This window comes from Streptomyces otsuchiensis (assembly GCF_004305975.1).
Taxonomy (GTDB): Bacteria; Actinomycetota; Actinomycetes; order Streptomycetales; family Streptomycetaceae; genus Streptomyces; species Streptomyces otsuchiensis.
This window is the reverse complement of record NZ_BHZI01000009.1, coordinates 15,893-38,135: the sequence shown is the minus strand read 5'-3', so window position 1 is coordinate 38,135 and position 22,243 is coordinate 15,893. Positions and strand designations below refer to the sequence as shown.

Sequence of the window (22,243 nt, the reverse complement as noted above, 5' to 3'; positions counted from 1 at the left end):
GGGTGCCCCGGACCGCCAGACCCCCAGCGAACCGGCCAAGGGCGTCCCCCTCGGGGTCCTGGCCGCTTCGGTAAGACCACCTGACCCTCTCCGTAAGACGCGGAGGGGCGTCCAGCACCAGTCCATCAGGAGGACCCCAGTGGCGAAGGCGAAGTTCGAGCGGACTAAGCCGCACGTCAACATCGGCACCATCGGTCACATCGACCACGGTAAGACCACTCTTACCGCGGCGATCACCAAGGTGCTGCACGACGCGTACCCGGACCTGAACGAGGCCTCGGCCTTCGACCAGATCGACAAGGCGCCCGAAGAGCGTCAGCGTGGTATCACCATCTCCATCGCGCACGTCGAGTACCAGACGGAGAGCCGTCACTACGCCCACGTCGACTGCCCGGGTCACGCGGACTACATCAAGAACATGATCACCGGTGCCGCCCAGATGGACGGCGCCATCCTCGTGGTCGCCGCCACCGACGGCCCGATGCCGCAGACCAAGGAGCACGTGCTCCTGGCCCGCCAGGTCGGCGTTCCGTACATCGTCGTCGCGCTGAACAAGGCCGACATGGTGGACGACGAGGAGATCATGGAGCTCGTCGAGCTCGAGGTCCGTGAGCTGCTCTCCGAGTACGAGTTCCCCGGCGACGACGTTCCCGTCGTCAAGGTCTCCGCGCTGAAGGCGCTGGAGGGCGACGCCGAGTGGGGCAAGTCCGTCCTGGAGCTCATGAAGGCCGTCGACGACGCCATCCCGCAGCCGGAGCGCGACGTCGAGAAGCCCTTCCTCATGCCGATCGAGGATGTCTTCACCATCACCGGTCGCGGTACGGTCGTCACCGGCCGCATCGAGCGTGGTGTCCTCAAGGTCAACGAGACCGTCGACATCATCGGCATCAAGGAAGAGAAGACCACCACCACGGTCACCGGCATCGAGATGTTCCGGAAGCTGCTGGACGAGGGTCAGGCCGGTGAGAACGTCGGTCTGCTGCTCCGCGGCATCAAGCGCGAGGACGTCGAGCGCGGCCAGGTCATCATCAAGCCCGGCTCGGTCACCCCGCACACGGAGTTCGAGGCGCAGGCGTACATCCTGTCGAAGGACGAGGGTGGCCGTCACACCCCCTTCTTCAACAACTACCGCCCGCAGTTCTACTTCCGTACCACCGACGTGACCGGTGTGGTGCACCTCCCCGAGGGCACCGAGATGGTCATGCCGGGCGACAACACCGAGATGCGCGTTGAGCTGATCCAGCCCATCGCCATGGAGGAGGGCCTGAAGTTCGCCATCCGTGAGGGTGGTCGGACCGTGGGCGCCGGCCAGGTCACCAAGATCCTCAAGTGATCTGACGCCCCTGTTCGCAGGGGCGGCCGTGAACGGCCTTGACAGGGCCCGGCCCCACCGCTTCGTGCGGTGGGACCGGGCCCTGTCGCATGTCCGGAACGGGGTGGGACAGGCAGGCGGTCGAGCGCCGGGCCGCGTCCGCGGGCCGGCGACCGGGGACGGCCGTGACGTGCGCGGCGACCGTTCGTCGCCCGTTCGTAGACCGTTCGTCGCACACCGGGTGACCGTTCGGCGCGGGTACTCCGCTTTCAGCGACTCGGCAGGTAGGCCCACTGCCATGTGCGAGTGACGTTCCTTACATTCGCGCGAACGCACCCCCTTCATCCGGGCGCCCCCCGGGTGAGACGTCCCCGACACAGGAGCCGGTCATGACGACCCAGCCAGCGACAACGGAGGCCAGCGAGCCACCGGAAGACGATCTCAGGACCCGCTCGGTGGCCATGCACGAGGACCCCCGGTTCCTGGAGCTGCGGAGCCGACTGCTGCGCTTCGTGGTCCCCATGACGATCGCGTTCCTCGCCTGGTACCTCCTCTACGTGGTGATGTCCGCCTACGCCCGCGGCGTCATGTCCACCCAGCTGGTGGGCAACTTCAACCTGGCGCTGGTCTTCGGACTGCTCCAGTTCGTCTCGACCTTCGGTATCGCCATCGCCTACTCCCGCTTCGCCAACCGCCGGTTCGACCCGCTGGCGGACGAGCTCCGCGAGGAACTGGAGAACGGAGGGCGTGACCGATGAACGTACTCGCGCAGGGCGTCTCCGCGGAGAGCCGCCTGATCACCGTCATCCTCTTCACCGTGATGATCGCGGTGACCCTGCTGATCACGGTGTGGGCCAGCCGGCGGGTCAACTCCGCCAGCGACTTCCATTCCGGTGGCCGAGGCTTCTCCGGGGTGCAGAACGGCTTCGCCATCGGCAGTGACTACATGTCCGCGGCGTCCTTCCTCGGCATCGCCGGCACGATCGCGCTCTTCGGCTACGACGGTTTCCTCTACTCGATCGGCTTCCTCGTCGCCTGGCTGGTGGCGCTGCTGCTCGTCGCCGAGCTACTTCGCAACTCCGGCCGCTACACCATGGCGGACGTGCTCTCGTACCGCATGCGGCAACGCCCGGTGCGGACGGCGGCGTCGGTCTCCACGCTCACCGTGTCGATCTTCTATCTGCTCGCGCAGATGGTCGGTGCCGGCGCGCTGATCGCACTGCTCCTCGGAATCCAGCCCGGCGAGACCTATCTGGGGATGAGCGCCGACACCGCGAAGATCGCGGGCATCGTCGTGGTCGGCATCCTGATGATCGTCTACGTCACCTTCGGCGGGATGACGGGCACCACCTGGGTACAGATCATCAAGGCCGGCATGCTGATGGGCGGCGCAGCCCTGCTGACCATCATGGTGCTGGCGGTCTACAAGTTCGACCTCGCGGCGCTCATGAACGACGCGGCCGACGCGAGCGGGGCGGGAGCGGCGTTCCTCGAACCCGGCCAGGTCTACGGCAGAGAAGTCGTCGGCGACGCGTGGCAGACCATGATCAACAAGCTGGACCTGATCAGTCTCGGGCTGGCGCTGGTGCTCGGCACCGCGGGCCTGCCGCACATCCTGATCCGCTTCTACACCGTGCCCGACGCCAAGACCGCGCGGAAGTCGGTGAACTGGGGAATCGGCCTGATCGGCACCTTCTATCTGATGACCCTGGTGCTGGGCTTCGGTGCCGCCGCCATGGTGGGCCGGGACGCGATCGTCGAGCAGAACGCCGCGGGCAACACCGCCGCGCCACAGCTCGCCGAGCAGGTCGGGGCCCACTTCGGCGGTGACTTCCTCGCCGCTGTGATGCTGGCCCTGATCGCCGCGGTCGCGTTCGCCGCGATCCTGTCGACGGTCGCGGGCCTCACGATCGCCTCCTCCTCGTCACTGGCGCACGACTTCTACAACAACGTGCTGCGCAAGGGACAGGCCAGCGAGCGCGACGAGATCCGGGTGGCGAAGTTCGCGGCGTTCGGCGTCGGGACGATCGCGATCGTGCTGGCGGTCTTCGCCCAGAACCTCAACGTGGCGTTCCTGGTGGCGCTGGCATTCGCCATCGCGGCTTCCGCGAACCTTCCGACGATCCTGCTCAGCCTGTTCTGGAAGCGGTTCAACACGAACGGCGCGCTGGCCGGCATCTACGGCGGTCTGATCGCCGCGGTGGGACTGGTCTTCTTCTCGCCGGTGGTGTCGGGCAAGACCGACGCCGACGGAAACAGCCTGTCGCTGTTCCCCGAGAACATCGATTTCGCCTGGTTCCCGCTGGAGAACCCCGCCCTGGTGTCGGTGCCCATCGGTGTGCTCTGCGCGGTCATCGGCACGCTGACCTCGCGGGAGAACGACGCCGTGAGGTTCGCCGAGCTCCAGGTCCGCGCCCTCACCGGCGCCGGTGCGGAGGGAGCCAGCAAGCACTGATCCACCGGGCCGGCCGCCCACCCGGGTGGCCGGCCCGTCCGGTTGGGCGGCCTGTCCGGGTGAGCGGCCGTGGGGGCGCTGCCGAACGTGCTCCCGGTGAACGGCGACAACCGGGCCGCACCGGCGGTGTTCGACCGCCCGTTGCCCAACCGCCTGGTGCCACAAGCCCGTTCTCCGCCCGCGGGTGGTCGGACCACTGTCGCCGTGGCCCGCGACGACGTGTCCTGCGCCACCGTCCGTGCGAGCGGCGTCAGCCGCGACACCGGCTGGGTGAACACTGTTGGCGTTCGATTCTCCTCAGGGGATTGACGGCTTCACCTGAGGTGTACATGCTGCCGACCGTGCCCACACCAACAACCCAGGCCAGTGACCGGGCGGACGGCGACGCCGCCCCCGCCTCCACGGCCACGACCGCTGCCCGCCGGCAGATCCCGAGCGCCAGCCGCGCCACGGGTCCCCGCCGGGAAACCATGCTCGCGTGGGGCTTCCTCGCCCCCTCCATCGTCGTCTTCCTGCTCTTCCTCCTCTATCCGCTCGGCCGCACCGTCTACCTGTCGATGCACGGCAACGACATCATCGGGCGCCCGTCCCGGTTCGTCGGCCTGAGCCACTTCGAGGAGATGTTCACCGGCGAGTTCGGCAAGATCCTCCTCGTCACCGCGCTCTTCACGCTCGGTGTGGTCGTGCCCGGTGCGATCGGCGCCCTCGCGGTGGTGCTCTTGCTGGAGTCGCAGATCCGCGCGCAGCGCTTCTTCCGCAGCGCCTTCGTGCTGCCGTTCGCGTTCTCCGTCGCCTCCGCGTCCGTCATCTTCGCCGTGTTCTACAACCCGGCAAGCGGAGTGCTCAACGGGCTGCTCTACCAACTCGGCCTCGGCCAGGTCGCCTGGCTGACCTCGACCGAGATGGCGCTGATCTCGATCTGCCTCACCACGGTCTGGATGAACCTGGGCTACGGGGTGCTGATCCTCGCCGCCGGCGTCGGCTCCATACCCAAGGAGGTGAACGAGGCCGCGCTGCTCGACGGCGCCGCCGGCCCGCGTCGCGCCTGGTACATCACGATCCCGCTGCTCGGCCCGCAGCTCTTCTTCCTCATCGTGATCTCGACCATCAACGCCCTCCAGGGGTTCGGGCAGATCCACATCCTCACCCAGGGCGGCCCGGTCGGCTCGACGACCACCCTCGTCTACTCCATCTACGAGAACGCCTTCGCCTACGGCACCAGTGACTTCGGCCGCGCCAGCGCGCAGGCCCTGGTCCTGCTGCTGATGGTGCTGATCTGCACCGCGGTCCAGTTCGGCGTCATCGAGCGGAAGGTGCACTACTCATGAGGACCACGCTCGGACGGGTGCTGATCTACGCGGTGCTGCTGCTCGCGCTGATCCCGGTGCTCTTCCCGGTCTACTACGTCTTCGCGGGCACCTTCATGGAGCCGCGAGAACTCTCGACCTTCCCGCCGCAGTTGATACCCACCGGTTTCCACCTGGACAACATCCAGCGGGTGCTCGACGCGGTACCGCTGATGCGGATGTACGGCAACTCGATCGTCATGGCCGGGATCATCACGGTCGCGCAGCTGGCCACCTCGGTACTGGCGGCCTACGCCTTCGTCTTCCTGAAGTTCAGGGGCAGCGCGGTGGTCTTCGCGCTCTTCCTCTCCACCCTGATGGTGCCGGCCGAGGCCACCTTCATCCCCAACTACCTGACCATCTCCGGGTGGGGGATGCACAACAGCTACCTGGGCCTCGTACTGCCCTTCCTGGCGTACGCGTTCGGCACCTTCCTGCTGCGGCAGAGCTTCAAGCAGTTCCCGCTGGAACTGCGCGACGCCGCCCGGGTCGACGGCATGGGACACCTGCGGTTCCTGTGGACGATCCTGCTGCCGCTGAACAAGCCGGCGCTCAGTGCCGTCGGCGTCTACGTCTTCATCAGCTCCTGGAACATGTACTTCTGGCCGCTGATCATGACCAGGACCACCGAGATGCAGACGCTGCAGATCGGGCTGAACAGCCTCAAGAACGCCGAGTCCGCCAACCCCGGACTCTGGCTGGCGGGTGCCGCGCTGTCGGTGCTCCCCACCCTCGCCCTGGTGATCTTCGGGCAGCGCTTCATCGTCCGCGGCCTGACGGCCGGCGCCGTGAAGTAGTCGCGCCCGTAACCCAGTTCGAGGACGACCGCCGGACCGGCGATGTTCACGCCCTCACCGCGCCCCGGCGGCGCACGACCCCGGCCGTACAGCCGGGGACACCACCACCGACGCGCGCGCATCCGCGCCCGCCGACGCTCAACGACGAGAACGGACACCACAGATGACGACACGCAGACGCTCCACCGCGCTGGTCGCCGCCGGGGCCGGCCTGGCCCTGCTGCTCAGCGGCTGTTCCAGCGACGACGGCGGAGGGGGCGGTGGCGGCGGCGCCTCGGCGTCCGACGTGCCCGGCGCCGAGGTCCTGGACGACCTCGACAGCGCTGTCGACGTCGAGTTCTGGCACAGCATGGACTCCACCAACGGCCAGGTGCTCAACGGCCTGATCAGCGAGTTCAACGCCGAGAACGAGGGGCGCGTCAAGGTCACCGGCACCTTCCAGGGCGACTACGACACCACCCTGGCCCAGCACCGTGCCGCGATCCAGCAGGGCGACACCGCCAACCTGATCATGGTCTACGACCTGGGCACCCAGTTCATGATCGACTCGGGCCAGACCGTCCCCGCGCAGGCGTTCATCGACAAGGACGACTACGACACCGGCGACCTCGAGGACGCGCTGCTCAACTACTTCACCGTCGACGGCGACCTGCGCTCCTTCCCCTTCAACAACTCGACCCCGCTGATGTACGTCAACCGGGACGCGTTCGAGGAGGCCGGCCTCGACCCCGACGTGCCGCCGAAGGACCTCGCCGAGATCCGCGAGTTCGCCGAGAAGCTCACCGTCCGGGGCTCCGACGGCCAGATCCAGCAGTACGGCTTCGGCGCCGCCGTCTACGGCTGGTTCGTCGAGCAGTTCATGGCCCGCGCCGCCGTGCCCTACTGCGACAACGGCAACGGCCGCGAGGGCCGCGCCGGAGAGGTCCTCTTCGACGACCCGGAGATCATCGAGGTCGTCGAGTGGTGGCAGTCGATGATCGAGGACGAACTCGCCGTCCAGGTCGGCCGCTCCACCGACGACGCCCAGGCCGCCTTCACCTCCGGCCGCGCCGCGATGACGCTGGAGTCCACCGGCTCCCTCGGCGGGTTCCTGGAGCAGTCCGACTTCGAGGTCGGCGCCGGCTACTTCCCGCTGATCTCTGCCGACGACCCGGGCGGCTCGATCATCGGCGGTGCCTCCCTGTGGATCAACGGTGAGGGCCACAGCCAGGAACAGATCCGCGGATCCTGGGAGTTCGTGCAGTTCCTGATGACCGCGGAGTCGCAGTCCAAGTGGCACGCCGGCACCGGCTACCTCTCGGTCAACACCAACGGCTACGACGGCCCCGAGGCGAAGGAGCGCGCCGCGGAGTTCCCGCAGTTCGCGGTCGCCGCCGCCCAGCTCGCCGACTCCGAGACCAACGTCAACACCGCCGGCTGCATGATGGGCGTCATGGCCGACTCCCGGATGGCCTCGGAGGAGGGCTGGGAGGCCGCCCTCACCACCAGCGACTCCGCCGAGACCGCGATGACCAAGGCCAAGGAGACCGTCCAGCGGAAGATCGACGAGTACAACGACGCCGTGGGCTGACCCCGCCGGGGAGCACACCACACGGACGTCACCACACCACGACGTCACCACACCACCGCCGCCCCCGGCGCGCCCGCCCGACCAGGGCCGACGCCGGGGGCGGCGGCACGTCGCCGGCCCCGCCCGCCCAGGTGTCGGTGCGGGCACGGTTGCCGGGTCAGGGGACGCGGACCCTACAGCCGGGGTCTCCGCTGGGCTATGGTCCGGCCATGCCGCTCCGAATGCGACGACGCGTTCAGCCCGTGGGGGACACCGCCACGGTGCTCGACGCCGCGCACGATATAGGGGAGCAGCTCCGGGACGGGCTGCACGGACGCGGCACCGCCTCCGCCGCCCGGCGGCTCCGCCGGCTGATCCGCGCCGACGCCCTGGTCCTCGCCGACCTCGAACGCCCGCTGGCGATATCCGGCCCCCCGCCCGGGCCCGGCGAGCTGACCGCCCTGCTGGCCCGCACCTTCGACCACGGAGCCACCGCCCGGCACGCCGCCTGGACCGCCGTCCCGCTGATGGTCGCGGGCGAGCTGACCGGCGCCCTCGCCGCCACCGGTGCCGACGAACGCGACCTGGAGGCGGCCGGCCGGCTGGTCGCCCGCTCACTGGACCACTCGGCGCTGCGCCGCGCCAGGACCCGCATCGCCCAGGCCGAGCTGCGCACCCTGCGCGCCCAGATATCGCCGCACTTCCTCCACAACGCCCTGGCCGTGATCGCCGCCCGTATCCGCGCCGACCCCGACCGGGCCCGCACCCTGCTCAACGACTTCGCCGACTACCTGCGATACAGCTTCTCCAGCCAGGGCGACTACGCCACGGTCGCCGCCGAACTCCAGGCCACCCAGACCTATCTGGAGCTCCAGCGCGCCCGGTTCGACGACCGCATGGAGATCACCGTCCGGATGGCGCCGGAGATCCTGCCGGTCTCGGTGCCCTTCCTCGTCGTCCAGCCGATCGTCGAGAACGCCGTGCGCCACGGGCTGGAGCCCCGCCCCGGCAAGGGCAGCATCACCGTCTCCGGCTTCGGCGAGGGCCCGCTGTGCGTGATCGTCGTCGAGGACGACGGCGTCGGCATGGACCCCGAACTGGCCCGGGACATCCTCGCCGGCCAGTGGCAGCGTCCCGCCGCCGAGGACATCGCCGGCAGCGTCGGCCTGGCCAACGTCGACCAGCGGCTGCGCACGGTCTACGGGCCCGAGTACGGGCTGGTCATCGAGACCGCCCCCGGCCAGGGCACCAAGGTGGTCATCCGCGTCCCACGCTTCATGCGCGGTGTCCAGGCCGGCGGGCCCGGTCGTGGCGGTCGTGCCAGTGGTCCCGCTGGTCCCGGTGCCACCGCGCGCGGACGGCCGGCGGCACCGCCTCAGTCGGAGTCAGCACACGGAAGTCCGGGAAGGGCAGTGGGGTGAACGACATACCGCGCCCGATGCGGGCCCTCGTCGTCGAGGACGAGACCTTCACCCGCCAGGAGCTGGCCGAGATGCTCGCGGAACTCCCCGAGATCGGCAGCGTCAGCCAGGCGGAGAGCGGCGAGGCCGCCGTCCGCGTGCTGGGCACCGAGACCTTCGACGCCGTCTTCCTGGACATCTCCATGCCGGGCCTGGACGGCATGGAGGTGGCACGGGTGCTCCACATGCTGTCCGAACCGCCCGCCATCGTCTTCGTCACCGCCTCCGAGCGGCACGCCGTCGAGGCGTTCGGGATCGGCGCCGCCGACTACCTGCTCAAGCCGATCCGCCCGGAGCGGCTGGCGGAGGCCGCCGCGCGGGTCCGGGCACTGCGCCGCCCGCCCGCACCCGGGCCGGACGCGGCCGGCCCGGGGGGCTCCGGGGAGCCGGCGGTGGACGAGATGTCGGTGGTGCAGATCGAGACCGGCCGTCACACCGTCTTCGTGCACCGCGACGACATCCAGTTCGCGGAGGCGCACGGCGACTACGTGCGGCTGCACACCGCCGAGGACAGCCACCTGATCCGCCTCTCCCTCTCCTACCTGGAGGAGGCGTGGGGGCACGCGGGGTTCGTCCGCGCCCACCGCGGCTACCTGGTCGCCGTCCGCTGGGTCCGCGACCTGCGGGTGACCAGCTCCGCCGGGCTGCTGGCCTGCACGCCCGCCGGGGAGGTCCCGGTCAGCCGCCGGCACGCCCGCGCGCTCAAGGAGCGGCTGTTCGCCGCCGTCCGGGACGAGCAGCGATGAAGGGCACGCCGTGAGCCTGCCCTCGCGCCCGCCGAACCGCCGGGTCCGGGTGACCAGCCCGCAGACGCGGATCGCCCTCTCCCGGCACCACCGGCCGGTGCAGCAGCTGCTGCCCGTCGCGGACGAGTCCATGGACGGCCCCGCGCTGGACGCGGCGCGGGCAGCGTTCGCCCGGCAGCGCCGGCTCGCCCTCGGCACGCTGGGGCTGCTCGGCGGGCTGTTGCTCGGACTCAGCGGGCTGCTGGCGGCGCTGCCGGTGCTGGACCGGCTCACCATCGGCCCCGCCCCGGCCTCCTGGCTGCTGCTGATGACGGCCACCTACCCGATGCTGCTGCTGATCGCGGCCCTCCACGTCCGGGCCGCGGAGCGGCTGGAGGACGGACAGCCCCCGCCGCCGGGCCGCCCCCGGTACGCACCCGGGCCGGGGCCCAGGGGCAGCGACGCCGACACCGATCCGGGAACCGGCGGCGACACCGATACAGACACCCACGCGGTCGCGGTCGCGGTCGCGGACGCTGACGGAGGCGCCGGGACCGTTCCCGGCGAGACGGCAGCGCCCGCCCGCCTGGTCGCGCCGTCGGCCGCCCGCGCCCCGGCGGCCACCGACCGCCCCCGACAGGGTCGCCCCCGCCACCGCCCAACCACCGGGGACGGTCCCGGGTGACCGGCCTCCTCGCCATCGGCCTGCTGCTCGGCGTCAGCATGCTGATCGGTGTCTACGGGGTCCGGGCGGCCCGGTCCACGCCCGACTTCCTGGTCGCCTCCCGGGAGATCAAGCCGGGCTGGAACGCGCTGGCCATCGCGGGCGAGTACGTCTCGGCCGCGTCGGTGCTGGGCCTGGCGGGGCTGATGCTCAAGCACGGCATCGGCACCCTCTGGTACGCGGTCGGTTTCACGGCCGGCTATGTCGCGGTGGCCGCCCTGGTCGCCGGACCGATGCGGCGTTCGGGTGCCTACACCGTCCCGGACTTCGCGGACTACCGGCTCGGCTCGCAGACCATCCGCAAACTGTGCGCCGTGATCCTGCTGGTGATCATGTGGCTCTACCTGATACCGCAGTTCAAGGGCGCCGGCGTGGTGCTGCACCTGGTCAGCGGCACCCCGTACTGGGTGGGCGTGGTGCTGGCCGGGCTGGTGGTCTCGGTGTCGATCCTGGCCGGCGGGATGCGTTCGGCCACCTATGTCCAGGGTTTCCACTACCTGGTCAAGCTGGTCTTCATCGCCGTACCGGCGCTGGTGCTGCTGGCGACGGCCGGGAGCGAGGTGCGGGCCGAGGCGTTTCATGTGGACCTCACCGCGTGGAGCAGGCCGCTGCTGGACCTGGACAACTCGGGGCAGCCGCTGCTGGCCACCTGGTCGGTGCTGATCGCCACCACGCTGGGCGCCGCCGGACTGCCGCACGTGATCATGCGGTTCACCACCACCCAGTCGGCGCGTGCCGCCCGGCGGGTGGCGGTGTGGGTGATCGTGCTGCTCGGCCTCTTCTACCTCTTCCCGGCCGTCTACGGGCTGCTGGGCCGGGTCTTCACCCCCGAACTGGCGACCACGGGTGACACCGACACGGTGACGGTGGTGCTCCCGGCGGTGGCGCTGCCCGGTACCTGGGGGGCGGTGCTGACGGCGCTGGTGGCGGCCGGGGCCTTCGCCGCGTTCCTCTCCACCTCCTCCGGGCTGCTGCTGGCGCTGGCCGGCGGGCTCTCGCACGACCTCAGCCGGACCGGGGCGACGGACGTGCGGCGGCTGCGGCTGGCGGTGGCAGCCGGGGCACTGGTCGCGGTACTGCTCTCCCTGCCCGCCGCCGCGGTGGACATCAACGTGCTGGTCGGCTGGGCCTTCGCGGTGGCCGCCTCCACCTTCTGCCCCCTGCTGGTCCTCGGCATCTGGTGGCGCGGGCTGACGGTCGCGGGTGCCGCGGCCGGACTGGCGGCGGGCGTGTGCGCCTCCACCGGAGCGGCGCTCGCCTCGGTAGCGGTCGACGCGCCCCACGGCTGGCTCACGGTCCTGCTCGCCCAACCGGCCGCCTGGACCGTACCGCTGGCCTTCACGGTCATGTACGGCGTCTCCCGGCTCGGGACACCGCCGGAATGGGCGGAACGCGCCGTGCTGCGGCTGCACATGCCGGGTGGCGACGGCTACCCCAGGCGCTGAGCGGGGCGCCGGTCCGGTCCGGGCGGCCCAACTCCTCATCCGGCGGGCGTGACCCGCGTCACCATGTGGGCGGTCCCGCCGGTGCGGGTCACGGGGGTGCCCCGACTGCCGTCCGTGACACGGGGCTTGGTGATGATCGTCACGTCCAGGTCAGGGGGCGGTAGGCGATTGGCGGGCGCTGTGTCCGGTATGGCACACTGGGCGGGTTGCTCGGTCGTCAGCCGATGCTGCGCGCCTCCCGCCGGGAGGACCGGAAGCGAGTCCCACCGTATTCGTCGTTCCATGTATGCCCTGGTCACAGGGGTAGGGACGGAAGTACCGGGATCTTCCGGGAAGCGTGGGCGGGGCTGTGGCCAGGCACTCGGTGGAAGTTCTCCCCCCTCTCCCTCCCGGAGAAACCCCTGCGGATCAATCCGCTCGGCGGCGCGACACGCCCGACCGCGTGGGTCGGGGAGCGACAGAGACCGAGTTCCAGAGCGTTGACGAGAGACAGGACTACTAAGTAGCCATGGCGGGACAGAAGATCCGCATCCGGCTCAAGGCCTACGACCACGAGGTCATCGACAACTCGGCGAAGAAGATCGTCGAGACGGTGACTCGTACTGGTGCGTCGGTCGCAGGCCCGGTGCCGCTTCCCACTGAGAAGAACGTGTACTGCGTCATCAAGTCGCCGCACAAGTACAAGGACGCGCGCGAGCACTTCGAGATGCGCACCCACAAGCGGCTGATCGACATCCTCGACCCCACCCCCAAGACCGTTGACTCGCTGATGCGCCTGGACCTTCCGGCCGGCGTTGACATCGAGATCAAGCTCTGAGAGGCGCGGAAGAGATGGCTAAGCAGATCAAGGGCGTCCTGGGCGAGAAGCTCGGCATGACCCAGGTCTGGGACGAGAACAACCGTGTCGTCCCGGTCACCGTGGTCAAGGCCGGACCGTGCGTCGTGTCCCAGGTCCGCACCAATGACTCGGACGGCTACGACGCCGTCCAGATCGCCTTCGGCGAGATCGACCCGCGCAAGGTGAACAAGCCCATCAAGGGCCACTTCGCCAAGTCGGGCGTGACCCCCCGCCGTCACCTGGTGGAGATCCGCACCACGGACGCCGCCGAGTACACCCTGGGCCAGGAACTCACCGTCGAGGTGTTCGAGTCCGGCCTCAAGGTCGATGTGACCGGCAAGTCCAAGGGCAAGGGCACCGCCGGTGTCATGAAGCGCCACGGCTTCGCCGGTGGCAAGGCTTCCCACGGTGCCCACCGTGTTCACCGCAAGCCGGGCTCCATCGGTGGCTGCGCCACCCCGGGCCGCGTCTTCAAGGGCATGCGGATGGCCGGCCGCGCCGGAAACGAGCGGGTCACCACCCAGAACCTGACCGTCCATGCCGTTGACGCGGAGAAGGGCCTGCTGCTCATCAAGGGCGCGGTTCCTGGTCCGAACGGCGGCCTCGTCCTGGTCCGCACCGCGGCCAAGGGGGCCTGAGGTAAATGAGCACCGTTAACATCCTTTCGCCGGCCGGCGAGACGACCGGAACCGTCGACCTCCCCGCGGAGATCTTCGACGCGCAGGTCAGCGTTCCGCTGATCCACCAGGTCGTCGTCGCGCAGCTGGCCGCTGCCCGTCAGGGCACGCACAAGACCAAGACCCGTGGCGAGGTCCGCGGCGGTGGCCGCAAGCCGTACCGCCAGAAGGGCACCGGCCGCGCCCGTCAGGGCTCCACCCGCGCCCCGCAGTTCGCCGGTGGTGGCGTCGTGCACGGTCCCGTGCCGCGTGACTACTCCCAGCGCACCCCGAAGAAGATGAAGGCCGCCGCCCTGCGCGGTGCCCTCTCCGACCGTGCCCGTCACGGCCGGGTGCACCTGGTGACCGGCGTCGTGGACAGCGACATCTCCACCAAGGCCGCCAAGACCCTGTTCGGCAAGATCAGCGAGCGCAAGAACCTGCTCCTGGTCATCGAGCGGGACGACGAGAACGCGTGGCTGTCGGCGCGCAACCTGCCCCAGGTGCACATCCTGGACGCGGGCCAGCTGAACACCTACGACGTGCTCGTCTCCGACGACGTGGTCTTCACCAAGGCCGCCTACGACCGCTTCGTGGCCGGCCCGGCCGCCGGCGGCAAGGCTGTCGCCTCCGAGAGCGAGCTCGAAGGGAGCGACGCCTGATGACCGAGGAAACGCCGATCACCGAAGAGGGTGTGACCAGCAAGACGTTCACGGACCCCCGTGACCTGCTGATCAAGCCCGTCGTGTCGGAGAAGAGCTACGCGCTGCTGGACGAGAACAAGTACACGTTCATCGTCGACCCGCGTGCCAACAAGACCCAGATCAAGCAGGCCGTCGAGACGGTCTTCTCGGTCAAGGTCGCGGCGGTCAACACGATCAACCGGCAGGGCAAGCGCAAGCGCACCCGCACCGGTTACGGCAAGCGCGCTGACACCAAGCGCGCGATTGTGACCCTTACCGAGGGCGACAGCATCGACATCTTCGGCGGGCCTACCTCCTGACGGAGGTGGGGTCCATGAGCTGTCCGATTTTGGACGAGGACTGAGAAATGGGAATCCGCAAGTACAAGCCGACGACTCCTGGCCGTCGTGGCGCCAGCGTCGCCGACTTCGTCGAGGTCACGCGGTCCACGCCGGAGAAGTCACTGGTTCGCCCGCTGCACAGCAAGGGCGGCCGTAACAACGCCGGTCGTGTGACCGTCCGCCACCAGGGCGGTGGCCACAAGCGCGCCTACCGTGTCATCGACTTCCGTCGGCACGACAAGGACGGCGTGCCCGCCAAGGTCGCGCACATCGAGTACGACCCGAACCGCACCGCGCGCATCGCGCTGCTGCACTACGCCGACGGCGAGAAGCGCTACATCATCGCGCCGGCCGGCCTGAAGCAGGGCGACCGCGTCGAGAACGGCCAGGGCGCCGACATCAAGCCCGGCAACAACCTGCCGCTGCGCAACATCCCGGTCGGTACGGTCATCCACGCCATCGAGCTGCGGCCCGGCGGCGGCGCGAAGTTCGCCCGCTCCGCGGGTGCCTCCGTGCAGCTGCTGGCGCGGGAGGGCCGCATGGCCCACCTGCGTATGCCGTCGGGTGAGATCCGCCTGGTCGACGTCCGCTGCCGCGCCACTGTCGGCGAGGTCGGCAACGCCGAGCAGTCGAACATCAACTGGGGCAAGGCCGGCCGCATGCGCTGGAAGGGCGTTCGCCCGACCGTCCGCGGTGTGGTCATGAACCCGGTCGACCACCCGCACGGTGGTGGTGAGGGCAAGACCTCCGGTGGTCGCCACCCGGTCTCGCCCTGGGGCAAGAAGGAAGGACGTACTCGCTCGCCGAAGAAGGCCAGCAACAAGTACATCGTCCGCCGCCGCAAGACGAACAAGAAGCGCTAGGAGCGGGTTTAGATGCCGCGCAGTCTCAAGAAGGGGCCCTTCGTCGACGACCACCTGAGCAAGAAGGTGGATGTCCAGAACGAAGCCGGCACCAAGAACGTCATCAAGACCTGGTCCCGCCGCTCCATGATCGTCCCGGCCATGCTCGGCCACACGATCGCGGTGCACGACGGCCGCAAGCACGTCCCGGTGTTCGTCACCGAGTCGATGGTCGGCCACAAGCTCGGCGAGTTCGCGCCGACCCGTACCTTCCGCGGCCACGTGAAGGACGACCGCAAGTCGCGTCGTCGCTGATCGGCGGAGTGCGAAGACTCTTATGACTGACACCGAAGGGACAACCATGGAAGCCAGGGCCCAGGCACGCTACGTGCGTGTCACGCCCATGAAGGCCCGCCGGGTGGTGGACCTCGTCCGTGGCCTCCCCGCCACGGAGGCTCAGGCGGTCCTGCGTTTCGCTCCGCAGGCCGCGAGTGTGCCGGTGGGCAAGGTGCTCGACAGCGCCATCGCCAACGCCGCGCACAACTACGACCACACCGATGCCGACAGCCTCGTCATCACTGAGGCGTACGTCGACGAGGGCCCGACCCTGAAGCGGTTCCGGCCGCGTGCCCAGGGCCGCGCCTACCGGATCCGTAAGCGGACCAGCCACATCACCGTGGTCGTCAGCAGCAAGGAAGGAACCCGGTAATGGGCCAGAAGGTTAACCCGCACGGGTTCCGGCTCGGCATCACCACCGACTTCAAGTCGCGTTGGTACGCCGACAAGCTGTACAAGGACTACGTCAAGGAAGACGTGGCGATCCGCCGCATGCTCACCCAGGGCATGGAGCGGGCCGGCATCTCCAAGGTGGAGATCGAGCGGACCCGTGACCGGGTGCGCGTCGACGTCCACACCGCCCGGCCGGGCATCGTCATCGGCCGCCGCGGCGCGGAGGCCGACCGGCTCCGGGGCAACCTGGAGAAGCTCACCGGCAAGCAGATCCAGTTCAACATCCTCGAGGTCAAGAACCCCGAGACCGACGCTCAGCTGGTGGCCCAGGCCGTCGCCGAGCAGCTGTCCTCCCGCGTCTCCTTCCGTCGGGCCATGCGTAAGAGCATGCAGTCGACGATGAAGGCCGGCGCCAAGGGCATCAAGGTCCAGTGCAGCGGTCGTCTCGGCGGTGCCGAGATGTCCCGTTCGGAGTTCTACCGCGAGGGCCGGGTGCCGCTGCACACGCTGCGCGCCAACGTGGACTACGGCTTCTTCGAGGCCCGGACCACCTTCGGCCGCATCGGTGTGAAGGTCTGGATCTACAAGGGCGACGTCAAGAACATCGCCGAGGTCCGCGCCGAGAACGCCGCGGCGCGTGCGGGCAACCGCCCGTCCCGTGGTGGCGCCGGCGGCGGCAGCGACCGTCCCGCCCGTGGTGGGCGTGGCGAGCGTGGCGGCCGTGGTGGCCGCAAGCCGCAGCAGGCTCCCGCCGCCGACGGCGCGAAGACCGAGGCCCCCAAGGCCGAGGCCGCCGCTCCGGCTGAGAGCACCGGAAAGGAGAGCTGACCCATGCTGATCCCCCGCAGGGTCAAGCACCGCAAGCAGCACCACCCCAAGCGCTCGGGCATGGCCAAGGGCGGCACCGAGGTGGCATTCGGCGACTGGGGCATCCAGGCCGTCACCGCCGCCTACGTGACCAACCGGCAGATCGAGGCCGCACGTATCTCGATGACCCGGCACATCAAGCGTGGTGGCAAGGTGTGGATCAACATCTACCCCGACCGCCCGCTGACCAAGAAGCCGGCCGAGACCCGCATGGGTTCCGGTAAGGGTTCGCCGGAGTGGTGGATCGCGAACGTCAAGCCCGGACGGGTGATGTTCGAGCTGTCCTACCCGAACGAGAAGATTGCTCGTGAGGCGCTCATCCGCGCTTCTCACAAGCTTCCGATGAAGTGCCGGATCGTTCGGCGCGAGGCAGGTGAGGCGTGATGGCGGCCGGTACCAAGGCGGCCGAGCTGCGTGAGCTGAACAACGAGGAGCTCGTTGTGAAGCTGCGCGAGGCCAAGGAGGAGCTGTTCCGGCTCCGTTTCCAGGCGGCGACGGGTCAGCTGGAGAACAACAGCCGACTGCGGGCCGTCCGGAAGGACATCGCCCGGATCTACACTCTGATGCGTGAGCGCGAGCTGGGCATCGAGACGGTGGAGGGCGCCTGATGAGCGAGGACGTCGAGAACACCGTGACTACTGACACCGACGAGCGCGCCGCCCGCAAGGTCCGTGAGGGCCTCGTGGTCAGCGACAAGATGGACAAGACCGTCGTCGTCGCCGTCGAGGACCGCGTGAAGCACGCCCGGTACGGCAAGATCCTTCGCCGCACCAGCAAGCTGAAGGCGCACGACGAGCAGAACGCCGCGGGTATCGGTGACCGTGTCCTCCTCATGGAGACCCGGCCGCTGTCCGCGAGCAAGCGCTGGCGCATCGTCGAGATCCTCGAAAAGGCGAAGTAACCAGCACTCATTCCTGAGGCCACTCATGCCTCGGGACCAGTTCCGCCAGGCTCGGCGGGGGCCGGAGCTCATCCGGCCCCCGTCGGGAACCGGCAGACGATCAGGAGAGAGACGTGATCCAGCAGGAGTCGCGACTGCGGGTCGCCGACAACACTGGTGCGAAGGAGATCCTTTGCATCCGTGTCCTCGGTGGCTCGGGTCGTCGCTACGCGGGTATCGGTGACGTCATCGTCGCCACCGTCAAGGACGCGATCCCCGGTGGCAACGTGAAGAAGGGTGACGTCGTCAAGGCGGTCATCGTGCGCGCCGTCAAGGAGCGCCGTCGTCCCGATGGCTCGTACATTCGCTTCGACGAGAACGCCGCCGTCATTCTGAAGAACGACGGCGACCCCCGCGGCACCCGTATCTTCGGCCCTGTCGGCCGAGAGCTGCGCGAGAAGAAGTTCATGAAGATCATCTCCCTCGCGCCGGAGGTGCTGTAACCGATGAAGATCAAGAAGGGTGACCTGGTCCAGGTCATCACCGGCAAGGACAAGGGCAAGCAGGGCAAGGTCATCGTGGCCTACCCCAGCGACGACCGTGTTCTGGTCGAGGGTGTCAACCGGGTCAAGAAGCACACCAAGGCCGGCCAGACCGCCCGTGGTTCGAAGACCGGCGGCATCGTGACGACCGAGGCCCCCGTGCACGTGAGCAACGTCGCGCTGGTTGTGGAGCAGGACGGCAAGAAGGTCACCACCCGCGTCGGCTACCGCTTCGACGACGAGGGCAACAAGATCCGCGTTGCCAAGCGGACCGGTGAGGACATCTGATGACTGCCACCACCAACGCACCGCGCCTCAAGACGCGTTACCGCGAGGAGATCGCGGGCAAGCTGCGTGACGAGTTCAAGTACGAGAACGTCATGCAGACCCCCGGTCTCACCAAGATCGTGGTCAACATGGGTGTGGGCGACGCCGCCCGCGACTCCAAGCTGATCGAGGGCGCCATCCGCGACCTCGCCACGATCACCGGCCAGAAGCCGGCCGTCACCAAGGCCCGCAAGTCCATCGCGCAGTTCAAGCTGCGTGAGGGTCAGCCGATCGGCGCGCACGTCACGCTGCGCGGCGACCGCATGTGGGAGTTCACGGACCGGCTGCTGTCGCTCGCGCTCCCGCGTATCCGCGACTTCCGGGGCCTGTCCCCGAAGCAGTTCGACGGTCGCGGCAACTACACCTTCGGTCTCACGGAGCAGGTCATGTTCCACGAGATCGACCAGGACAAGATCGACCGGGTCCGCGGCATGGACATCACCGTGGTCACCACGGCCACCAACGACGACGAGGGCCGCGCGCTCCTGCGCCACCTCGGATTCCCGTTCAAGGAGGCCTGAGCCATGGCGAAGAAGGCACTGATCGCCAAGTCCGCCCGCAAGCCGAAGTTCGCGGTGCGCGCCTACACCCGCTGCCAGCGCTGCGGCCGGCCGCACTCGGTCTACCGCAAGTTCGGCCTGTGCCGTGTGTGCCTTCGCGAGATGGCTCACCGCGGCGAACTGCCGGGCGTGACCAAGAGCTCCTGGTAACGGACCCCAACTACTACGCCGTAGGTCCCCGTGCCACACCCGTCCCGCCACCGTGCGGGGAGAGGGACGGCGCAGACAGGAAACCCCGGCGAGAGAGGCCCAAGGCCATCACATGACTATGACCGACCCGATCGCAGACATGCTGACGCGTCTGCGAAACGCCAACTCGGCTTACCACGACGACGTCGTGATGCCGCACAGCAAGATCAAGTCGCACATCGCGGAGATCCTCCAGCAGGAGGGCTACATCACCGGCTGGAAGACCGAGGACGCCCCTGTGGGCAAGAGCCTCGTGCTCGAGCTGAAGTTCGGCCCGAACCGCGAGCGCTCGATTGCCGGCATCAAGCGCATCTCCAAGCCGGGCCTGCGGGTCTACGCAAAGTCCACCAACCTGCCGAAGGTGCTCGGCGGCCTGGGCGTGGCGATCATCTCCACGTCGCACGGTCTGCTCACCGACAAGCAGGCGCACAAGAAGGGCGTGGGTGGGGAAGTCCTCGCCTACGTCTGGTAACGGAAGGGAACGGAGGAACAGCAATGTCGCGTATCGGCAAGCTCCCCATCCAGGTTCCCGCCGGTGTGGACGTCACCATCGACGGCCGGACGGTCGGCGTCAAGGGCCCCAAGGGCAACCTGTCGCACACCGTCGTGGAGCCCATCGAGGTCGCCAAGGGTGAGGACGGCGCCATCGTCGTCACACGCCCGAACGACGAGAACCGGAACAGGGCCCTGCACGGCCTGTCCCGCACGCTGGTGGCGAACCTGATCACTGGCGTGACCGAGGGCTACGTCAAGCGGCTCGAGATCAGCGGTGTGGGTTACCGGGTCCAGGCGAAGGGCTCCAACCTGGAGTTCGCCCTGGGCTACAGCCACCCCATCCTGATCGAGGCCCCCGAGGGCATCACCTTCAAGGTGGAGTCCCCGACCAAGCTGAGTGTCGAGGGCATCGACAAGCAGCGGGTCGGTGAGGTCGCCGCCCGGATCCGCAAGCTGCGCAAGCCCGACCCGTACAAGGCCAAGGGTGTCAAGTACGAGGGCGAAGTCATCCGCCGCAAGGTCGGAAAGGCTGGTAAGTAAGCCATGGCATACGGTGTGAAGATCGCGAAGGGTGACGCCCGCAAGCGGACCGCCACCAAGCGCCGTCACATCCGCATCCGGAAGCGGATCTCGGGTACCTCCGAGCGTCCCCGTCTGGTGGTGACGCGCTCCAACCGTCACATGGTGGCTCAGGTCATCGACGACGTTCAGGGCCACACGCTGGCCTCCGCGTCGTCGCTGGACGTGTCCATCCGCGGTGCGGACGGTGACAAGAGCGACAAGGCCAAGCAGGTCGGCGCGCTGCTTGCCGAGCGGGCCAAGTCCGCCGGCATCGAGGCTGTCGTGTTCGACCGCGGTGGCAACAGGTACGCGGGGCGCATCGCCGCTCTCGCGGACGCCGCCCGCGAAGCCGGGCTCAGGTTCTGAGCCGGTTCCGTAGCTAGCGGAAACAGAGAGAGGTAATTCCAATGGCTGGACCCCAGCGCCGCGGTGGCGGCGCCGGTGGCGGCGAGCGGCGGGACCGGAAGGGCCGTGACGGCGGCGCAGCTGCCGAGAAGACCGCGTACGTTGAGCGCGTTGTCGCGATCAACCGCGTCGCCAAGGTTGTGAAGGGTGGTCGTCGCTTCAGCTTCACCGCGCTGGTCGTGGTGGGCGATGGTGACGGCACCGTCGGAGTCGGGTACGGGAAGGCGAAGGAGGTTCCGGCCGCCATCGCCAAGGGTGTTGAGGAGGCCAAGAAGAACTTCTTCAAGGTCCCCCGTATCCAGGGCACCATTCCTCACCCGTTCCAGGGTGAGAAGGCGGCCGGTGTCGTTCTGCTCAAGCCCGCGTCCCCCGGTACCGGCGTCATCGCCGGTGGCCCGGTGCGTGCGGTGCTCGAGTGCGCCGGCATCCACGACGTGCTGAGCAAGTCGCTCGGTTCGTCGAACCCGATCAACATCGTGCACGCCACGGTGGCGGCTCTGCGGGGTCTTCAGCGCCCCGAGGAGATCGCCGCGCGCCGTGGCCTGCCGCTGGAGGACGTGGCTCCCGCCGCTCTGCTGCGGGCGCGTGCCGGGGTGGGTGCCTGATGGCTCGCCTGAAGATCACGCAGACCAAGTCCTACATCGGTAGCAAGCAGCACCACCGGGAGACCCTGCGCTCGCTCGGGCTCAAGCGTCTCCACCACACGGTGGTGAAGGATGACCGTCCGGAGATCCGCGGCATGGCCAACGCCGTGCGGCACCTCGTGACGGTCGAGGAGGTCGACTGATATGAGCGAGAGCAACCCGCTCAAGGTCCACAACCTCCGCCCCGCCCCGGGTGCCAAGACCGCCAAGACCCGTGTGGGTCGTGGTGAGGCGTCCAAGGGCAAGACCGCCGGTCGCGGTACCAAGGGCACCAAGGCCCGGTACCAGGTCAAGGCGGGCTTCGAGGGTGGACAGCTGCCGCTGCACATGCGGCTGCCCAAGCTCAAGGGTTTCAAGAACCCCGCCCACAAGCAGTTCCAGGTCGTCAACCTGGAGCGTCTCGTTTCCCTCTATCCGGAGGGTGGCGAGGTGACGGTGGCCGACCTGGTCGCCAAGGGCGCCGTTCGCAAGAACGAGCTGGTCAAGGTGCTCGGTACCGGTGAGGTCTCGGTGGCGCTCCAGGTGACGGTGGACGCCGTTTCCGGCTCCGCCAAGGAGAAGATCACCGCTGCCGGCGGTACCGTCAGCGAGCTGCTTCGGGCCGAGGACTGAGCCCAACGATGCAGAGGTGACCGGGGATGCCCATCAAGGGCATCCCCGGTCGCTCGTTCCGGCGGAGCGCCTGCGCCGGTAAGGTGTCTGCCGGTGCCGACTTCCGGGGCCTGACGGGCCATGCGTTCCGCCCCGCACGAGGGTCGGGGCCGCGTGACGTCCGTCAGCCCCGGTGGCCGTCCCATGTGCCCGACCCGACTTATCCGTTGAACCATCAAGACCGTCACCTCTCGCGGTACCGCGGGGGGCGCAGGAGGAA

31 protein-coding genes are annotated in these 22,243 nt (G+C 68.8%); all 31 read left to right on the top strand.

The window, feature by feature from the left end; translation table 11 throughout:
- Positions 1 to 139: 139 nt before the first annotated feature.
- Entirely contained in the window at positions 140 to 1,333 is a 1,194-nt protein-coding gene (gene tuf / locus E0D90_RS01970; RefSeq protein ID WP_130796365.1) for an elongation factor Tu, read from the top strand.
- A 368-nt stretch (positions 1,334 to 1,701) separates the two neighbouring features.
- The gene (locus E0D90_RS01965; protein ID WP_103501101.1) at positions 1,702 to 2,070 is read left to right on the top strand and encodes a DUF485 domain-containing protein; all 369 of its coding nucleotides are present in this window, start codon (positions 1,702 to 1,704) and stop codon (positions 2,068 to 2,070) included.
- On the top strand, positions 2,067 to 3,767 hold the full coding sequence (locus tag E0D90_RS01960; RefSeq protein ID WP_103501100.1) for a monocarboxylic acid transporter: 1,701 nt from the start codon (positions 2,067 to 2,069) through the stop codon (positions 3,765 to 3,767). Before E0D90_RS01965 ends, E0D90_RS01960 begins: the two co-directional genes overlap by 4 nt.
- A 305-nt stretch (positions 3,768 to 4,072) precedes the next feature.
- Entirely contained in the window at positions 4,073 to 5,095 is a 1,023-nt protein-coding gene (locus tag E0D90_RS01955) for a carbohydrate ABC transporter permease (RefSeq protein WP_227869924.1), read from the top strand.
- On the top strand, positions 5,092 to 5,910 hold the full coding sequence (locus tag E0D90_RS01950) for a carbohydrate ABC transporter permease (protein WP_103501099.1): 819 nt from the start codon (positions 5,092 to 5,094) through the stop codon (positions 5,908 to 5,910). The genes E0D90_RS01955 and E0D90_RS01950 overlap by 4 nt, the downstream gene beginning before the upstream one ends.
- A gap of 163 nt (positions 5,911 to 6,073) precedes the next feature.
- Positions 6,074 to 7,480 (top strand): ABC transporter substrate-binding protein, encoded by a 1,407-nt coding sequence (locus tag E0D90_RS01945; RefSeq protein ID WP_103501098.1) that lies wholly within the window; start codon positions 6,074 to 6,076, stop codon positions 7,478 to 7,480.
- Between the two features lie 209 nt (positions 7,481 to 7,689).
- Positions 7,690 to 8,880, top strand: coding sequence for a sensor histidine kinase (locus E0D90_RS01940; RefSeq protein ID WP_227869923.1), 1,191 nt, complete (start codon positions 7,690 to 7,692; stop codon positions 8,878 to 8,880).
- Positions 8,877 to 9,665 carry a LytR/AlgR family response regulator transcription factor gene (locus tag E0D90_RS01935; RefSeq protein ID WP_227869922.1) on the top strand — a complete coding sequence of 263 codons (789 nt, stop codon included), beginning with the start codon at positions 8,877 to 8,879 and terminating at the stop codon, positions 9,663 to 9,665. Before E0D90_RS01940 ends, E0D90_RS01935 begins: the two co-directional genes overlap by 4 nt.
- A 10-nt stretch (positions 9,666 to 9,675) precedes the next feature.
- Complete coding sequence (locus E0D90_RS01930; RefSeq protein WP_130796364.1) at positions 9,676 to 10,329, top strand: hypothetical protein; 654 nt, start codon at positions 9,676 to 9,678, stop codon at positions 10,327 to 10,329.
- Positions 10,326 to 11,813, top strand: coding sequence for a sodium/solute symporter (locus E0D90_RS01925; protein ID WP_130796363.1), 1,488 nt, complete (start codon positions 10,326 to 10,328; stop codon positions 11,811 to 11,813). Before E0D90_RS01930 ends, E0D90_RS01925 begins: the two co-directional genes overlap by 4 nt.
- A 508-nt stretch (positions 11,814 to 12,321) precedes the next feature.
- The gene (gene rpsJ, locus E0D90_RS01920; RefSeq protein ID WP_016909683.1) at positions 12,322 to 12,630 is read left to right on the top strand and encodes a 30S ribosomal protein S10; all 309 of its coding nucleotides are present in this window, start codon (positions 12,322 to 12,324) and stop codon (positions 12,628 to 12,630) included.
- A gap of 14 nt (positions 12,631 to 12,644) precedes the next feature.
- A complete protein-coding gene (rplC, locus tag E0D90_RS01915) occupies positions 12,645 to 13,289 on the top strand; it encodes a 50S ribosomal protein L3 (protein ID WP_103501092.1) in 645 nt (214 codons plus the stop codon).
- 5 nt (positions 13,290 to 13,294) lie between these two features.
- Positions 13,295 to 13,969, top strand: coding sequence for a 50S ribosomal protein L4 (gene rplD / locus E0D90_RS01910; RefSeq protein WP_103501091.1), 675 nt, complete (start codon positions 13,295 to 13,297; stop codon positions 13,967 to 13,969).
- Between the two features lie 17 nt (positions 13,970 to 13,986).
- Entirely contained in the window at positions 13,987 to 14,310 is a 324-nt protein-coding gene (rplW, locus tag E0D90_RS01905) for a 50S ribosomal protein L23 (protein ID WP_103501119.1), read from the top strand.
- 47 nt (positions 14,311 to 14,357) lie between these two features.
- Positions 14,358 to 15,194, top strand: a complete 837-nt coding sequence (gene rplB / locus E0D90_RS01900) for a 50S ribosomal protein L2 (RefSeq protein ID WP_103501090.1) — start codon at positions 14,358 to 14,360, stop codon at positions 15,192 to 15,194.
- Positions 15,195 to 15,206: 12 nt separating this feature from the next.
- The gene (gene rpsS / locus E0D90_RS01895; protein WP_103501089.1) at positions 15,207 to 15,488 is read left to right on the top strand and encodes a 30S ribosomal protein S19; all 282 of its coding nucleotides are present in this window, start codon (positions 15,207 to 15,209) and stop codon (positions 15,486 to 15,488) included.
- Between the two features lie 46 nt (positions 15,489 to 15,534).
- A complete protein-coding gene (gene rplV / locus E0D90_RS01890; protein WP_103501088.1) occupies positions 15,535 to 15,882 on the top strand; it encodes a 50S ribosomal protein L22 in 348 nt (115 codons plus the stop codon).
- On the top strand, positions 15,882 to 16,730 hold the full coding sequence (rpsC, locus tag E0D90_RS01885; RefSeq protein ID WP_103501087.1) for a 30S ribosomal protein S3: 849 nt from the start codon (positions 15,882 to 15,884) through the stop codon (positions 16,728 to 16,730). Before rplV ends, rpsC begins: the two co-directional genes overlap by 1 nt.
- Positions 16,731 to 16,733: 3 nt before the next feature.
- On the top strand, positions 16,734 to 17,153 hold the full coding sequence (gene rplP, locus E0D90_RS01880; RefSeq protein ID WP_103501086.1) for a 50S ribosomal protein L16: 420 nt from the start codon (positions 16,734 to 16,736) through the stop codon (positions 17,151 to 17,153).
- Positions 17,153 to 17,377, top strand: coding sequence for a 50S ribosomal protein L29 (gene rpmC, locus E0D90_RS01875; protein WP_103501085.1), 225 nt, complete (start codon positions 17,153 to 17,155; stop codon positions 17,375 to 17,377). The genes rplP and rpmC overlap by 1 nt, the downstream gene beginning before the upstream one ends.
- The gene (rpsQ, locus tag E0D90_RS01870) at positions 17,377 to 17,670 is read left to right on the top strand and encodes a 30S ribosomal protein S17 (protein ID WP_103501084.1); all 294 of its coding nucleotides are present in this window, start codon (positions 17,377 to 17,379) and stop codon (positions 17,668 to 17,670) included. Before rpmC ends, rpsQ begins: the two co-directional genes overlap by 1 nt.
- Before the next feature lie 113 nt (positions 17,671 to 17,783).
- Positions 17,784 to 18,152 carry a 50S ribosomal protein L14 gene (rplN, locus tag E0D90_RS01865; protein ID WP_019433424.1) on the top strand — a complete coding sequence of 123 codons (369 nt, stop codon included), beginning with the start codon at positions 17,784 to 17,786 and terminating at the stop codon, positions 18,150 to 18,152.
- 3 nt (positions 18,153 to 18,155) lie between these two features.
- Positions 18,156 to 18,479, top strand: coding sequence for a 50S ribosomal protein L24 (rplX, locus tag E0D90_RS01860; protein ID WP_103501083.1), 324 nt, complete (start codon positions 18,156 to 18,158; stop codon positions 18,477 to 18,479).
- Positions 18,479 to 19,039, top strand: coding sequence for a 50S ribosomal protein L5 (gene rplE, locus E0D90_RS01855; RefSeq protein ID WP_103501082.1), 561 nt, complete (start codon positions 18,479 to 18,481; stop codon positions 19,037 to 19,039). Before rplX ends, rplE begins: the two co-directional genes overlap by 1 nt.
- A gap of 3 nt (positions 19,040 to 19,042) precedes the next feature.
- Positions 19,043 to 19,228: a type Z 30S ribosomal protein S14 gene (locus tag E0D90_RS01850; protein WP_103501081.1), complete on the top strand. Its 186-nt coding sequence runs from the start codon at positions 19,043 to 19,045 to the stop codon at positions 19,226 to 19,228.
- A 112-nt stretch (positions 19,229 to 19,340) separates the two neighbouring features.
- Positions 19,341 to 19,739, top strand: coding sequence for a 30S ribosomal protein S8 (gene rpsH / locus E0D90_RS01840; protein ID WP_103501079.1), 399 nt, complete (start codon positions 19,341 to 19,343; stop codon positions 19,737 to 19,739).
- 23 nt (positions 19,740 to 19,762) lie between these two features.
- Positions 19,763 to 20,302: a 50S ribosomal protein L6 gene (rplF, locus tag E0D90_RS01835; RefSeq protein WP_103501078.1), complete on the top strand. Its 540-nt coding sequence runs from the start codon at positions 19,763 to 19,765 to the stop codon at positions 20,300 to 20,302.
- Between the two features lie 3 nt (positions 20,303 to 20,305).
- On the top strand, positions 20,306 to 20,689 hold the full coding sequence (gene rplR, locus E0D90_RS01830) for a 50S ribosomal protein L18 (protein WP_103501077.1): 384 nt from the start codon (positions 20,306 to 20,308) through the stop codon (positions 20,687 to 20,689).
- Between the two features lie 41 nt (positions 20,690 to 20,730).
- On the top strand, positions 20,731 to 21,333 hold the full coding sequence (rpsE, locus tag E0D90_RS01825; RefSeq protein ID WP_103501076.1) for a 30S ribosomal protein S5: 603 nt from the start codon (positions 20,731 to 20,733) through the stop codon (positions 21,331 to 21,333).
- Positions 21,333 to 21,515, top strand: a complete 183-nt coding sequence (gene rpmD, locus E0D90_RS01820; protein ID WP_103501075.1) for a 50S ribosomal protein L30 — start codon at positions 21,333 to 21,335, stop codon at positions 21,513 to 21,515. The genes rpsE and rpmD overlap by 1 nt, the downstream gene beginning before the upstream one ends.
- A 1-nt stretch (position 21,516) precedes the next feature.
- The gene (gene rplO, locus E0D90_RS01815; protein ID WP_103501074.1) at positions 21,517 to 21,984 is read left to right on the top strand and encodes a 50S ribosomal protein L15; all 468 of its coding nucleotides are present in this window, start codon (positions 21,517 to 21,519) and stop codon (positions 21,982 to 21,984) included.
- The last annotated feature ends 259 nt before the right edge of the window (positions 21,985 to 22,243 follow it).